The following is a 12,961-nucleotide window of genomic DNA, read 5'->3' as shown; positions in this document are numbered from 1 at the left end:
GCTCCGGGCTGCCGCTGGAGCGGGCGCTGACGGCGCTCAGCGACGAGGCCGAAGACCCGAAGCAGCGCGAGCTGATCGCCCACCTGCGCAGCGAGGTCAACGGCGGCTCGCCGTTCGCGCGTGCGCTGGCCGGCGCGCCGCGCGAGTTCGACGACGTGTACCGCGCGGTGGTCGGTGCGGGCGAGCAGAGCGGTGCGCTCGGCCGCGTGCTGGAGCGGCTGGCCGACGACCTGGAGGAGCGGCAGCAGCTGAAGTCGAAGATCATCGGCGCGACGCTGTACCCGGCGATCGTCTCGCTGATCGCGGTGGTGATCGTGATCTTCCTGGTGACCTACGTGGTGCCGCAGGTGGCCTCGGTGTTCACCAGCTCGAAGCGGGCGCTGCCGCTGATCACCACGATGATGCTGAACATCAGTGCCTTCCTGCGCAGCTACGGCTGGCTGCTGCTGCTGGCGATCATCGGCGGCGTGGTGACCTTGCGGCTGATGCTGCGCAACGCGCTGTTCCGCGAGCAGTTCGATGCGAGCTGGCTGACGCTGCCGCTGGTGGGCAAGCTCTCGCGCGGCTACAACGCGGCGCGCTTCGCCGGAACGCTCGCGATGCTGGCGAACGCCGGCGTGCCGATCCTGAAGGCGCTGCAGGCGGCGGCGGAGACGCTGTCGAACCACGCGATGCGCGCCGATGCGCTGGATGCGCTGGTGCAGGTGCGCGAAGGCGCGCCGTTCGCGTCGGCGATGGCCGCGAAGAAGCGCTTCCCGGGGCTCTTGTCGATGTTCGCGCGGCTGGGCGAGCAGACCGGGCAACTGCCGCAGATGCTGGACCGGGCCGCCAAGCAGCTCGGCCAGGAAGTGCAGCGCCGCGCGATGGCGATGGCGACCATCCTGGAGCCGCTGCTGATCGTCGCGATGGGCGGGGCGGTGATGCTGATCGTGCTCGCCGTGCTGCTGCCGATCATCCAATTGAACACCTGGGTGAAATAGAGCCCCCACGTCGCTGCGCTCCTGCCCCCCGAGGGGGCGCCACCCAAGGGGCCCGGCAAAGCCGGTTCCCCGGGTGTTGCTTGATCGCTCGCTGGCATGGGTCATGCATGCCCGCACCACCAGAACTGGGCGGTGTTCCGGGTATTCATCAAGTGCTGTCTTCCGGACACCTTTGCTTCAATGAGCACCAAGGTCTGCGTCTTCTGGAGGTCTTCGATGAGCGCATCCAAGCAGTTGGTCCCGGTGTCGTCATCCTCGCGAGGCGGCATCCCGATTGCCCGCATGCGCAGCCTCTACCGGGTCGACGAGGTCGGCCGCAAGCTCGACAAGCTGCCGCACAAGGAGCACGAGAGCCTGCGCTCCACCTACGAGCGCATGCTCGAGAAGGGCCCGGAGCGCTTCCAGGTGAAACCGTCCGGCCTGCCGGCGATGGACCACCTCTACGACGAGCTGCCCAACTTCAGCGAGGTGCTCGACGACGTGAAACGCCAGCTCGCGCTGTGCGAGGACAGCCGCGACGCGCTCGAGATCACCCCGCTGCTGCTGCTCGGCCCGCCCGGCGTCGGCAAGACCCACTTCGCGCGCGAACTCTCGCAGCTGCTCGGCACCGGCATGGGCTTCATGTCGATGAGTTCGATGACCGCCGGCTGGGTGCTGAGCGGCGCCTCCAGCCAGTGGAAGGGCGCACGCCCCGGCAAGGTGTTCGAGACGCTGGTCGACGGCCAGTACGCGAACCCGGTGATGGTGGTCGACGAGATCGACAAGGCCGGCGGCGAACACGCCTACGACCCGCTCGGCGCGCTGTACAGCCTGCTCGAGCACGACACCGCCGGCAGCTTCGTCGACGAGTTCGCCGAGGTGCCGATCGACGCCAGCCAGGTGATCTGGGTCGCCACCGCGAACGACGGCCGCGCGATCCCCGACCCGATCCTGAACCGCATGAACGTCTACGAGGTGCAGGCGCCCGACCGCGACGCGGCCCGCCGCATCGCCGCCCGGCTGTACGACGGCATCCGCCGCGACCACGCCTGGGGCGAGCGCTTTGAGGCGGAGCCGCGCAACGAGGTGCTCGACCGCATGGGCGAGATGGCGCCGCGCGAGATGCGCCGCGCCTGGATGACGGCCTTCGGCAACGCGAAGCTCGCGCGCCGCGATCACGTGCTCTGCGACGACCTGCCCGAATCCGGCACGAAGAAATCGACGATCGGCTTCATGCAGTAGCGCCAGCGTTCAGAACAGCCAGGCCAGCCCCACGTAGCCGGTGGCACCGGTCTTCCTGCTGACGATCGGGCTGTTCTTCGCGTCGCCGCCGAGCGCCGACACGCCAGCCAAGGCCTTCAGCTTCAGGTCGGGTTGCAGCTGGTACTCCGCCCCGATGCCCAGATCGACCTTGTGCAGGCCGGCCTTCGGCGTGTAGACGCCGTAGCCGCTGGCGGCCGACTGCTCGGGCGTCACGCCGAAGTAGGCCTGCAGGTAGCGCTGGTCGGCCCAGCTGGCGCCGGCGTTCAGGCTCAGCGCGAGCGCATCGCTCAGCGGCACCGGCCACGACACGCCGAGATCGACCTGGGCGCCCCGGTGGCCGCGCTGCCCGAGCGACTTGCGGTACGTCAGCCCGAGCGGCCCGTAGCCCGCCGTCACGCCGGCTTCCGCACTGGCGCGCACGTCGCCCATGCCGCGCAGGCGGTCGTCACCGGCGGCCGGGCCGAGGCCCGACACGTTCCTGTCCTTGCGGCCGGGGTCGGCGCTCAGCAGCAGGCCGGCGCGCAGTGCGTCCTGCTCGAAGAAGGTCCAGCCGAGGCCGGTGTGGTCGAGGTCGACGTGGCCCCAGTCCGCCGTGCGGTAGCTGAGCGACAGGTCGGGCGCGGCGATCGTGCGGCGGTTCGGGCTGCCCTCGTAGCGGGGCATCGTCGCCACCCCCAGGCTCACGCTGCCGCTCAGCCCGAGTGGAGGGGCCGGCGGCGTTTGCGACTGGGCGCACGAAGGCAATGTCGTCGCGACGAGGGCGGCGGCCAGCAGCGACGGTTGGAACAGGGTGCGGGCGATCAGGGAATTCGGCATGGATGACAGGGGTGGCATGGGATGGCGGCACTGTGCCCGCCGCCACCTTAGGGAATGCCCAGGGTCGTCCCACTAGACTGCGCTGCCATGCACCTCCTCCTCGTCGAAGACGACCTCGAACTGGGCGCCGAACTGCAGCGCGCGCTGGCCGGCCACGGGCTGACCAGCGAGTGGGTGCGCAGCGTCACCCATGCGCAAGCCCTGACGGCCGCTGCGGCCGACGACGCACTGCCTTTCGCCTGCGTGCTGCTCGACCTGGGCCTGCCCGACGGCGAAGGCCTGCACCTGCTGCAGCGCTGGCGCCGGGCCGGGCTGAAGCTGCCGGTCATCGTGCTGACGGCCCGCGACGCGCTCGACGCCCGCGTGTCCAGCCTCGACGCGGGGGCCGACGACTACGTGATCAAGCCGGCCGCCCCGCAGGAGCTGGCCTCGCGCATCCGCGCCGTCACGCGGCGCAGCGGCGGGCATGCCTCGGCGGTGTGGACGGTGGGCGCGCTGCAGATCGACAGCCTGCGCCGCGAGGTGCGGGTGGACGGCGCGCTGACCGCGCTGTCGCCGAAGGAATTCCAGATCGTCGCCGAGTTGGCCCGGCATGCCGGCGAGGTGGTGTCCAAGCACCGCCTCGCCCGCGCGGTGATGCCGCTGAACGAGCCGATGGAGTTCGGCGCGCTCGAATGGCACATCCACAACCTGCGCCGCAAGCTCGGCGAGGGCTGCATCCGCACCGTGCGCGGCGTCGGCTACAGCGTCGTCGAATGATGGGCCGCCTGACCACGCCGTCGATCACGCGGCGGCTGTTGCTGGCGCTGCTGGTGGCCTACGTGCTGGCCTGGGGCACGATGCTGGTGCTGGCGCACATCAGCATGGTGGCCACCGGCTCCGGCGAGTTCGACAAGGAGATGCGCAGCGTCGGCGAGGTGGTCGAGCAGGTGCTGGCCGACGCAACGCTGCCGACCGACGCGGCGCTGCACGGTGCGGCGCTGAAGATCGCCGCCGACGGGCAGCGCGTCGGTGCCGAGGGCGGCTACCTCGGGTTCCAGGTGCATGACGCCGCCGGCCGGCTGGTCGCGCGCGGCGGCAGCGAGGCTGCGCCGCTGGCCGACGATGGCCGGCTGGGCTTCTTCGTGGTGGGCGAGGGACCGGACGCGCAGCATGTGTACCGGCGCTGGACAGCCGACCATGCCCGCCGCATCGACGTGCAGCAGTCGGTCGCGGCGCGCGACCAGGTGCTGGGCGCCGGCCTGTCGAGCGCGGTGACGGTGGCACAGCTGCTGATCGGCTTTCCGGTGCTGCTGCTGCCGGTGTGGTTCGCAGTGCGCACCGGCCTGCGCCCGCTGCTGGGCCTGTCGCAGGACCTGGCCGCACGCTCGCCGGCCGACCTGCAGCCGGTGCGGGTCGCACAGCCCTACCGCGAACTGAGGCCGGTGGTCGACGAGCTGAACGGCACGCTGGCGCGGCTGCAGGCGCTGCTGCAGCGCGAGCGTGCCTTCCTGGCCGACGCGGCGCACGAACTGCGCACGCCGCTGGCGGTGATCGCCGCGCAATGCGACACGCTGAAGCGCAGCCGCGACGCCGCCGAGCGCGACGCCGCGACGCAGCGCCTGGAGCGCGGCGTGGCACGCTCGATGCGCCTGGTGAACCAGCTGCTGGCGCTGGCACGGCTGGAGGCCGGCGTCGAGCAGCGGCTGGAGCACATCGACCTGGCCGACGTGGCACGCGATTGCCTGGCGCTGCATGCCGACGAGGCGCAGGCGCGCGGCATCGAGCTGGGCTATGCCGGGCCCGACAGCCTGCCGGTGCACAGCCCCGGCCACGCAGTCGAGACGGTGCTGCACAACCTGGTCGGCAACGCGATCCGCTACGGCCGGCCGGCCGGGCGCGTCGAGGTGAGCCTGGCCATGCCTGCCGACGGCAGCGGCGAGTGCGTGCTCGACGTCAGCGACGACGGCCCCGGCATCGCGCCGGCCGAGCGGGCCCATGTGTTCGAGCGCTTCCGGCGCGGTGCAGCCGCCACCTCGGCATCGAACGGCTCCGGCTCGGGGCTGGGCCTCGCGATCGTGCAGGCGGCGGCGCGGCAGTTGGGCGCGCGCATCGAGCTGCGCGACGGCCTGCGCGACGACACGCAAGCCGGACCGGCGCGGCACGGCCTCTCGGTGACGCTGCGCTGGCGCACCGCCGGCGCCTGACACCGGGCGCGGCAACCAACGAAACACGCCGGGGCCGGCGTCGAAACGGCGACGAATCAATCGGTCGGCATCCTTGCGGCTCAGTCGACAGACACCGCAAGGACACCACCGCATGACCCCGCATGAGATTCACCTGATCCGCCACAGCTTCAACCTGGTGCAGCCGCACGCGGCCGACACCGCGCAGCAGTTCTACGAGAACCTGTTCGCCGCCGACCCCGGCTTGCGCGCACTGTTCCGCACCGACATCCGCCACCAGGGCGAGCGCCTGATGACGATGCTGGCCGCGGCGATCCGCGTGCTCGACGATCCGTACACGCTGCATGCGGCGCTGCGCCTGCTCGGCCGCCGCCATGCCGGCTACGGCGTGCAAGGCGAGCACTACGCGACCGTCGGTGCCGCGCTGATCAAGACGCTGCGCGAAGGCCTGGGCGACGCGTTCACGCCCGAGGTGCACGACGCGTGGGCGGCGATGTACGGCATCGTGTCGCGCACGATGATCGAGGCGGCGCGCGAGGGCGCGGTGGCCTGACCCCTCTTCAGTCGCCCGCGAGCGGCGGTCGCGCGCGGAGGAAAGCGATGAGCTTGTCGACCCGCTCCGGCACGAGGTGCCGCTCCCGCCGCAAGAAGCTGATGGATGCAGCAGCCGCTCTCCAATCGCTCAACAGTTCCACCAGTTGCCCTGCTTCGAGGGCGCTGGCGACAAGCCACAGTGGTGCAGCAATCAGGCCGGCCCCTTGGATCCCGGCCAGCGCGGCGGCGGCTCCGTCGTCGAAGATCATCGCGGCCTCGGGCACCATGCGGATTTCCTCGGCGTCGGCCCCCGGCCGGCAGAACGTCCACGCTCGAACCTGTCCGGTGTGCTGGTTCCGGAACCCGATCACCCGATGTTGACCGATGTCTTCGGGGCGCGATGGAAGCGGCTTTCCGCTGAGGTACCGTGGTGCAGCGCAAACCACCCAGGGGAACTTGAACCAGAGGGATTGGAGGTGACCTGGGAGGTCGGACAGCGACCCGCTGCGAATGGCCAGGTCGACGCCGTCCCTGGCGAGGTCGACGAGTTCGTTCGTTGCCCGGAGATCGATCCGGACGGTCGGGTGCTCCCGACTGAAATCCGCCAACAAGGGCGTCAGGACCTCGCGTGCAAAGGCCACCGGCGCCGTGATCCGGACCCAGCCCGACGTACCGTCCTGATGGCGCGCCCCCGCAGATTTGCTGAAGACGCTGGCCGCACGCACCGCGTCGCGCGCAGCGCTCACCAGCCGCTCGCCATCCTGGCTCAATGACAGTGCATGCGTGGACCGATGAAAGAGCTTGACGCCGCTGGTCTGTTCCAGCCTCGTGATGGCCTTGGACATGCTCGCCGGGGACATGCCCAGCTGACGAGCGGCTTCCGTCAGCGAGCGGAAATCGACGACCGCGACGAAGCACCGAAGCTGAGAGAGGGAGAGTTCGCTGTCCAGCATGCGGTTCAGGCGGGCTTCGCATGTCCCGAAAGGCAACTTTGCCTTGCCCATCGTGCGGGTTCTCGCACTCCCGGGCGTCGGGCAGACTTTGCGCATGCCTTGTCAATGGAGACCCGCATGTCAGTTCTGACGCAACGACGAAAAGTAATGGCCATCTCTTTGCTTCTCCTGTCCGGTGGTGGTTCGCCGGCGATTTCGCTCGCCGCGCAACCCATTCCCGGAAGTCCACCAGCGAAGTCGGATCCACGCGCGCGGACCTACGAAACCTATCTTTCCGCGTGGGCGCCGATCGATGACAGCAAGCGACTGGCACGCCTGCGGGACAGTCTTTCGGAAGACGTCGTCTTCACCAACCCGCTTCAAACACGCCGCGGAATTGCAGAGGTGGTCGCCCATCTCGAAGTGTTCCAGAAGCGCAGCCCGGGCGGGCTGTTCCGGATGAACGAAATGCTGGGCTGGGAGAACCACGGCCTGGCGACCTGGCAATTCGTCGATGCCAAGGGCGAGGCCGGTTTCTGGGGCTACGACGTCGTCGAATTCGACGCCGCAGGCCGCATGCGCACGATCCTCCTCTTCGGACACTCGGAGAAGACGATCCTGAAGTAGTCGGGCGACGGGGCGGCTATGCCACCAGCGCCGCGACCCGCGCCAGCAGGTCCGCCTTCGAGAACGGCTTGTCCAGCCCGGTGCAGCGCGCCTCCTTCAGGAACTCGCGCGCATCGGGCGACAAGGTGTCGCCGGTCACGAACAGCATGTGCCGCGCGAGCCTCGGCCGGCGCCGGCTCACCTCGCGCCACAGCGACGCGCCGTCGATGTCGGGCATGCGCAGGTCGGAGACGATCGCATCGAAGCGCGCCGTCTCCAGCATCGCCAGCGCGACCGCCCCCGATTCGGCGGTCGCCACGTCGTAGCCCGCGCCTTCCAGCATCTCGCGCATCAGGCCCAGCAGCTCGGCCTCGTCGTCGACCACCAGCAGCCGCGCGCGTGCCGGCGCCTCGGCCGGTTCGGCGCGCGGCACCGCCGCCGCCTCGTCGGCCACGCCGCTGACCGGCACGCTGAGCCGGAAGCTCGCGCCGCCGTCCGGGCCGGCCGCCTCGAGGATCAGGTCGCCGCCGTGCTCGCGCGCCAGCGAGCGCGACACCGCGAGGCCCAGCCCGGTGCCCATGCCCTCGGCMTTGGTCGTGAAGAACGGCTCGAAGACGCGCGCCGCATGGTCGGGCGGCACGCCCGGCCCGCTGTCGGCGACGCGCAGCCACACCCGCTGCGCCCGGTTGTCGCGCCGCGCCTCGACGCCCGTCTGCACCCGCACGCAGCGCCGCGCCGCCTGCCCGGCCAGCGCTTGCTGCGCATTGATCAGCAGGTTCAGCACCACCTGGCCGACCTGGTCGCCGTCGGCGTGGATCGACGGCAGCGTCGCCTCGAGCTCGGTCTCCAGCTCGATGCCGTGCGAGCGGTAGCCGTAGTGCAGCATCTCCACCGCGGCGCGCACCAGGTCGTTGATGTCGACCGTGCCGCGCTGCGGCGGCTTGCTGCGCGCCATGTCGAGGAAGGTGCGCACGATGCGCCCGCAGCGCTCGGCCGCCTCGCGGATGCGCTGCACGTCGGCCTTCAGCGCGGCGTCCTCGCATTTCTCCTCCAGCAGGCTGGCCCGCCCCATCACGATCGCGAGCGGGTTGTTCAGCTCGTGCGCGACGCCGGCCAGCAGGCTGCCCATCGCGGTCAGCTTCTCGCTCTGGCGCAAGGCCTCGCGCTGGCGCTCGATCTGCTGCGCCGCCCCATGCCGCTCGGTCACGTCGACCATCGATGCGGTATAGAACACCGTGCCGCCGACGTCGCTGCGCCACAGCACCATCTCGATCGGAAACTCGCGGCCGTCGGCGCGCAGCCCGAACAGCTCCATGCGCCGGCCCAGCACACGCGGCGCGCCGCCGCCGGCCAGCCGCGCCATGCCGGCATCGTGCGCGGCGCGGTAGCGCTCGGGCATCGCGACCTCGCTGACGCGCCGGCCCAGCACCTCGGCGCGCGTGCGGCCAAACATCGCCTCGGCCGACGGGTTGAACTCGACGATGCAGCCCTGCCCGTCGGTGGAGATCAGCGCCGCCAGCGCATGGTCGACGATCGCCGACTTCAACGCCTCGCTGGCGCGCAGCTGCTCGACCTGAAGCGCCAGCGCCTCCTCGTGCAGCTTCAGTTCGGTGTGGTCGCGCCCGAACACCACGATCGCCTGCACCGGCTCGCCGGGCGGCCCGTACGGCACCATCGTCTCCTGGATGAAACGCCGGCCGCGCACCGGGTACTCGACCCAGCCCTGCCAGCGCAGCGATTCGCCGCCGAACAGGCGCTCGGCCCACGGCAGGTAGCCCTCGTACGACGCGCGGCCGATCACGTCGGCCAGGTGCCGGCCGGTGATCTGCTTCGGCGTCAGCCCGAAGAAGCCGGCCGCCTCGCCGTTCGCGTAGCGGTAGCAGTGCCCGCGGTCGATCACCGCGACGCGCGCAGTGATGTGGTCGAGCAGCGAGCTCATCAGCGCCGGGTCCAGCGCCGCACCGTCCGCTGCTTCGGGGCGCTCGCCCCATCGCAGGCGGCCGGTCCAGCTGAACTCGCGCTGGAGTCCGGTCATGCGTCCGCGACGTGGGGCACGAAGACGTAGCCCACGTTGCGAACGGTCTTCAGCACTTCCGGCTTGTCGGGGTTGGATTCGATCTTGCGGCGCAGCCGCATCACGCGCAGGTCGATCGAGCGGTCGAACACGTCCCAGCCGCGGTTGTGCGCCTGCTCCATGATCTGGTCGCGGCTCAAGGGCCGGTTCGGGTGGCGCGCGAACAGCGCCAGCAGGTCGAACTCGGCGGCGCTGATCTCGACCTCGTGGCGGTCGTCGAGCGCGAACAGCCGGCGCTGGTCGAGGTCGAGCTCGCAGATGCCGAAGCGCACGCGCTTGCTCGGCGTCGGCTGCGAGGCGGCCGCCGCCACCTGCGGTGCCAGCGTGGCGAGCGCCACGCGGCGCAGCACCGCGCGGATGCGCGCCAGCAGCTCGCGCATCTCGAACGGCTTGGGCACGTAGTCGTCGGCACCGAGTTCCAGGCCGACGATGCGGTCGACCGACTCGCCGGCGGTCGTCAGCATCACCAGCCCCATGTGCGGGTGGCGCTCGCGCAGCCAGCGCGCGAGCGACAGGCCGTTCTCGCCGGGCATGTTGACGTCGAGGATGGCCAGGTCGGGCAGCGATTCGGCGAGCATCTCGCGCGCCTGCGCCGCATCCTGCGCGGTGCGCACGACGAGGCCGTGGCGGCCGAAGTACTCGCTCAGCAGCGAGCGGATCTCCGGCTCGTCGTCGACGACCAGCACGACAGGGGTGGCGGCTTGCACGCCGGACGCCATGGGGAAGATGCCTCGTTGCGGTGTGTCACGGGGGGTTCGCGGCGGATCATATCGGTCCGGCGGCGCAATGCCGGCGCGGTTCGCGCCGCTCAGCACCGCGGTGATCCATTCGGTGGCGGTCGGCGTCGTGTTCATCGCGCGCCGCTCACAGGCTCAGATGCATGCGGAACACCACCGGCCGGGTGTCGGCGAATTCCAGCCGGTGCGCCTGCGCAAAGCGGGCGCGCTGCACCGCGACACGCGACGGGCGGCGCACCGGGGCGGCGGCGCGGCGCGAGAACAGGCGTTGCAGCGTGGTGGTGACGAGGGTCGCGGTCATGGGGGGCTCCAGGCGTTGTTGGTGTTCGGATGCCGCCAGTGTCGAAGCGGTGGGTATCAACACCGTTTCTGCAACGGCCGGCCTTGTTTCGTTTGTTTCACCGCGCCCCGCCCGTATCATCCGGCGATGCCCGCCACCCTCGCCGGCCAGCTCGTCGTGGCCATTTCCTCGCGCGCCCTGTTCGACTTCGAAGAAGAGAACCAGCTTTTCGAAGCCAAGGACGACCGCGCCTACATGCAGCTGCAGCTGCAGCGCGTCGGCGAACCGGCCAAGCCCGGCGTCGCGTTCTCGCTGGTCAACAAGCTGCTCGCGTTCAACGCGGCGTCGCCGCAGGCCTCGGTCGAGGTGGTGATCCTGTCGCGCAACGACCCGGTGTCGGGCATGCGGGTGTTCCGCTCGGCCCAGCACTACGGGCTGCCGATCCAGCGCGGCGTGTTCACGCGCGGCGAATCGCCGTGGCGCTACCTGCGGCCGCTGAATGCGCACCTGTTCCTGTCGACCAACGAGGCCGACGTGCGCTCGGCCCTCGAGGCCGGCGTGCCGGCCGCCCGCGTCTACCCGCACTCGGCGCGCGCGTCCGACGCCCATCCGCACGAGGTGCGCATCGCGTTCGACGGCGACGCGGTGCTGTTCTCCGACGAGGCCGAGCAGGTGTTCCAGAGCGGCGGGCTCGATGCCTTCCAGGCCCATGAGCGCGACAAGGCGCTGAAGCCGCTGCCGGCCGGGCCGTTCAAGCCGCTGCTCGAAGCGCTGCAGCTGCTGCAGCGCCAGGCCTCGCCGGCGATGCGGGTGCGCACCGCGCTCGTCACCGCGCGCAGCGCCCCGGCGCACGAGCGCGCGATCCGCACGCTGATGGACTGGCACATCGAGATCGACGAGGCGATGTTCCTCGGCGGGCTGCCGAAGGGCGAGTTCCTGCGCGAGTTCGAGCCCGATTTCTTCTTCGACGACCAGACCGGGCACATCGAGAATGCCTCGGCCCATGTGCCTTCAGGCCATGTCGCGGCCGGCGTGTCGAACCTGATCGCGCAGGTGGCCGCCGTTCAGGCCGAACGCTGACGCCACCAGCCGAGCCCGGCCGAGGTGCCGGCGCGCGGGCGGTACTCGCAGCCGATGTGGCCGCTCCAGCCGAGCTCGTCGATCACGTCGAACAGGTGGGCGCAGTTCAGCTCGCCGACATCCGGCTCGTGCCGCTGCGGCACGCCCGCCACCTGCAGGTGGCCGACACGGCCGCTCGGCAGGTACTGCCGCAGCTTCATCTCGACATCGCCCTCGACGATCTGGCAGTGGTAGAGATCCATCTGCACCTTCAGGTTGGGCCGCCCGAGCTCGACGACCACCGCATGCGCCTCCGATTGCCGGTTCAGGAAATAGCCCGGGATGTCGCGCGTGTTGATCGGCTCGATCGTCAGCTCGATGCCGAGCGGCGCCGCATGGCCGGCCGCCCAGTCGAGGTTGGCGACATAGCACTCGCGCAGCCAGGCGCGGTCGACCTCGGGCGGCGCGATGCCCGCCATCACGTGCAGCCGCGGGCAGCCGATGTCCGCAGCCAGGGCAAGCGCATGTTCGATGCCTTCGCGGAAGGCCGCCTCGCGGCCGGGCAGGCAGGCCAGCCCACGCTCGCCCTGTGTCGCATCGCCAGGCGGCGCGTTGAACAGCACCTGCGCCAGGCCATGGTCGCGCAGCCGCGCCTTCAGTTCGACCGCCGGCACGTCGTACGGGAACAGGCACTCGACCGCCTCGAAGCCGTCGCGCGCCGCGGCGCCGAAGCGGTTGAGGAAATCGTGCTCGGTGTACATCAGGCTCAGGTTGGCAGCGAAGGTCGGCATGGCGGATCTCCTCAGCGATGCCATCAGCGGTGGGAGGCGCCGTCCTGCGCTTCCATGAACGCGCGCCGGAAGGCCAGCGGCTTCGAGATGCCGCTCAGCGGCGCCTGCGGCGAACCGGCTCCGGAGATCAGCAGCGACCCGTAGTCGAGCATGCGCCCCATCACCGTCTGGTCGACCTGGATCGATTCCACCTTGTTGATGTTGATCTCGATCGTCTGCCGCGAGATGAAGCCCTGCTTGACGATCACCCGCTTGTTCGTCACCGCGAGTTCGGTGGTCTTGTACATCACCCAGGCGTAGCCCCAGGCGATCAGCCCGAAACCGAAGGCCGGCAGCAGCACCAGGCCCAGCAGCAGCGGCACCCACAGCGACCAGAGGCTCACATGCGCGTAGTGCAGCACGCGTTCGTCCTGGGTCAGTGCGCCTTCGATGTAGCTCGACATGGTGTTCCTTGGAGAGAGTGCTGCGTGACGATAGCAGCTGCGGGTTGCTACAGTCGGCGCCCCGCCCTTGCTCGCCGCGATGCCGCCCACCGTCCGCACCGTCCTGCCGCTGTCCATCGTCACCGCCACCAGCATGCTGGCGATGGACCTGTTCCTGCCCGCCGTGCCGACGCTGCAGGCCTCGCTCGGCATCGACGTGACGCTGGCGCAGGCGACGGTCGCGGTGTTCCTCGCCGGGCTCGCCGCGTCGCAGCTGATCTGGGGCGAGGCGATGACGCGGCTCGGCCCGCGCCGCTGCGTGC

Annotated in this window: 15 protein-coding genes; 8 read left to right on the top strand and 7 right to left on the bottom strand. The window is 70.5% G+C overall.

From position 1 onward, the window contains the following. Together AC1D15_RS06525 and AC1D15_RS06520 are read left to right on the top strand one after the other, a co-directional pair. On the top strand, positions 1–980 hold a 980-nt coding region (locus tag AC1D15_RS06525), incomplete at its 5' end, for a type II secretion system F family protein (protein ID WP_477825360.1). 216 nt (positions 981–1,196) lie between these two features. Beyond that, a complete protein-coding gene (locus AC1D15_RS06520) occupies positions 1,197–2,201 on the top strand; it encodes an AAA family ATPase (protein ID WP_477825359.1) in 1,005 nt (334 codons plus the stop codon). Positions 2,202–2,210: 9 nt separating this feature from the next. On the opposite strand, the gene AC1D15_RS06515 is transcribed toward AC1D15_RS06520, so the two are convergent. Continuing rightward, positions 2,211–3,038, bottom strand: coding sequence for a MipA/OmpV family protein (locus AC1D15_RS06515; protein WP_477825358.1), 828 nt, complete (start codon positions 3,036–3,038; stop codon positions 2,211–2,213). Between the two features lie 87 nt (positions 3,039–3,125). Here AC1D15_RS06515 and AC1D15_RS06510 point away from each other — a divergent pair, with 87 nt between their 5' ends. The 3 genes from AC1D15_RS06510 (at position 3,126) to AC1D15_RS06500 (ending at position 5,756) form a co-directional block, all read left to right on the top strand. Continuing rightward, positions 3,126–3,797 (top strand): response regulator, encoded by a 672-nt coding sequence (locus AC1D15_RS06510; RefSeq protein ID WP_047500219.1) that lies wholly within the window; start codon positions 3,126–3,128, stop codon positions 3,795–3,797. Then, a complete protein-coding gene (locus AC1D15_RS06505; RefSeq protein WP_477825357.1) occupies positions 3,794–5,224 on the top strand; it encodes a sensor histidine kinase in 1,431 nt (476 codons plus the stop codon). The genes AC1D15_RS06510 and AC1D15_RS06505 overlap by 4 nt, the downstream gene beginning before the upstream one ends. Before the next feature lie 112 nt (positions 5,225–5,336). Then, on the top strand, positions 5,337–5,756 hold the full coding sequence (locus AC1D15_RS06500) for a globin family protein (protein ID WP_477825356.1): 420 nt from the start codon (positions 5,337–5,339) through the stop codon (positions 5,754–5,756). A gap of 7 nt (positions 5,757–5,763) precedes the next feature. Here AC1D15_RS06500 and AC1D15_RS06495 read toward each other — a convergent pair whose 3' ends face one another. Beyond that, the gene (locus AC1D15_RS06495) at positions 5,764–6,741 is read right to left on the bottom strand and encodes a LysR family transcriptional regulator (RefSeq protein WP_477825355.1); all 978 of its coding nucleotides are present in this window, start codon (positions 6,739–6,741) and stop codon (positions 5,764–5,766) included. A 66-nt stretch (positions 6,742–6,807) separates the two neighbouring features. Between AC1D15_RS06495 and AC1D15_RS06490 the strand changes: the two genes are divergently transcribed. Continuing rightward, positions 6,808–7,296, top strand: coding sequence for a nuclear transport factor 2 family protein (locus AC1D15_RS06490; protein ID WP_477825354.1), 489 nt, complete (start codon positions 6,808–6,810; stop codon positions 7,294–7,296). 16 nt (positions 7,297–7,312) lie between these two features. Here the strand turns inward: AC1D15_RS06490 and AC1D15_RS06485 are convergent, their stop codons facing one another. Genes AC1D15_RS06485 through AC1D15_RS06475 form a run of 3 tightly spaced genes read right to left on the bottom strand, consistent with a single transcriptional unit; the run spans position 7,313 to position 10,387 of the window. Next, a complete protein-coding gene (locus AC1D15_RS06485) occupies positions 7,313–9,310 on the bottom strand; it encodes a hybrid sensor histidine kinase/response regulator (RefSeq protein ID WP_477825353.1) in 1,998 nt (665 codons plus the stop codon). Continuing rightward, positions 9,307–10,203: a response regulator gene (locus tag AC1D15_RS06480; RefSeq protein ID WP_465110933.1), complete on the bottom strand. Its 897-nt coding sequence runs from the start codon at positions 10,201–10,203 to the stop codon at positions 9,307–9,309. Before AC1D15_RS06480 ends, AC1D15_RS06485 begins: the two co-directional genes overlap by 4 nt. Before the next feature lie 10 nt (positions 10,204–10,213). After that, positions 10,214–10,387 (bottom strand): hypothetical protein, encoded by a 174-nt coding sequence (locus AC1D15_RS06475; protein WP_465110932.1) that lies wholly within the window; start codon positions 10,385–10,387, stop codon positions 10,214–10,216. A gap of 126 nt (positions 10,388–10,513) precedes the next feature. Between AC1D15_RS06475 and AC1D15_RS06470 the strand changes: the two genes are divergently transcribed. Continuing rightward, on the top strand, positions 10,514–11,446 hold the full coding sequence (locus AC1D15_RS06470; RefSeq protein ID WP_465110931.1) for a 5'-nucleotidase: 933 nt from the start codon (positions 10,514–10,516) through the stop codon (positions 11,444–11,446). On the opposite strand, the gene otnI is transcribed toward AC1D15_RS06470, so the two are convergent. Both otnI and AC1D15_RS06460 read right to left on the bottom strand, forming a co-directional pair. After that, positions 11,431–12,216: a 2-oxo-tetronate isomerase gene (gene otnI / locus AC1D15_RS06465; protein WP_477825352.1), complete on the bottom strand. Its 786-nt coding sequence runs from the start codon at positions 12,214–12,216 to the stop codon at positions 11,431–11,433. The genes AC1D15_RS06470 and otnI overlap by 16 nt on opposite strands. Before the next feature lie 23 nt (positions 12,217–12,239). Beyond that, positions 12,240–12,659 carry a PH domain-containing protein gene (locus AC1D15_RS06460; protein WP_465110929.1) on the bottom strand — a complete coding sequence of 140 codons (420 nt, stop codon included), beginning with the start codon at positions 12,657–12,659 and terminating at the stop codon, positions 12,240–12,242. Positions 12,660–12,738: 79 nt separating this feature from the next. On the opposite strand from AC1D15_RS06460, the gene AC1D15_RS06455 reads away from it, so the two are divergent. Then, a partial coding sequence (locus AC1D15_RS06455; RefSeq protein WP_477825351.1) for an MFS transporter occupies positions 12,739–12,961 on the top strand: 223 nt, incomplete at its 3' end.

This window comes from Rhizobacter sp. P2_H2, from assembly GCF_056403375.1.
This window is presented reverse-complemented; position numbering and strand designations above follow the sequence as displayed.

Bases quoted from the DNA above. Each gene is read 5' to 3' on its own strand.
- AC1D15_RS06520 (WP_477825359.1), top strand. From the start codon at position 1,197: ATGAGCGCATCCAAGCAGTTGGTCCCGGTGTCGTCATCCTCGCGAGGC.
- AC1D15_RS06515 (WP_477825358.1), bottom strand. From the start codon at position 3,038: ATGCCGAATTCCCTGATCGCCCGCACCCTGTTCCAACCGTCGCTGCTG.
- AC1D15_RS06510 (WP_047500219.1), top strand. From the start codon at position 3,126: ATGCACCTCCTCCTCGTCGAAGACGACCTCGAACTGGGCGCCGAACTG.
- AC1D15_RS06505 (WP_477825357.1), top strand. From the start codon at position 3,794: ATGATGGGCCGCCTGACCACGCCGTCGATCACGCGGCGGCTGTTGCTG.
- AC1D15_RS06500 (WP_477825356.1), top strand. From the start codon at position 5,337: ATGACCCCGCATGAGATTCACCTGATCCGCCACAGCTTCAACCTGGTG.
- AC1D15_RS06495 (WP_477825355.1), bottom strand. From the start codon at position 6,741: ATGGGCAAGGCAAAGTTGCCTTTCGGGACATGCGAAGCCCGCCTGAAC.
- AC1D15_RS06490 (WP_477825354.1), top strand. From the start codon at position 6,808: ATGTCAGTTCTGACGCAACGACGAAAAGTAATGGCCATCTCTTTGCTT.
- AC1D15_RS06480 (WP_465110933.1), bottom strand. From the start codon at position 10,203: ATGAACACGACGCCGACCGCCACCGAATGGATCACCGCGGTGCTGAGC.
- AC1D15_RS06475 (WP_465110932.1), bottom strand. From the start codon at position 10,387: ATGACCGCGACCCTCGTCACCACCACGCTGCAACGCCTGTTCTCGCGC.
- AC1D15_RS06470 (WP_465110931.1), top strand. From the start codon at position 10,514: ATGCCCGCCACCCTCGCCGGCCAGCTCGTCGTGGCCATTTCCTCGCGC.
- otnI (WP_477825352.1), bottom strand. From the start codon at position 12,216: ATGCCGACCTTCGCTGCCAACCTGAGCCTGATGTACACCGAGCACGAT.
- AC1D15_RS06460 (WP_465110929.1), bottom strand. From the start codon at position 12,659: ATGTCGAGCTACATCGAAGGCGCACTGACCCAGGACGAACGCGTGCTG.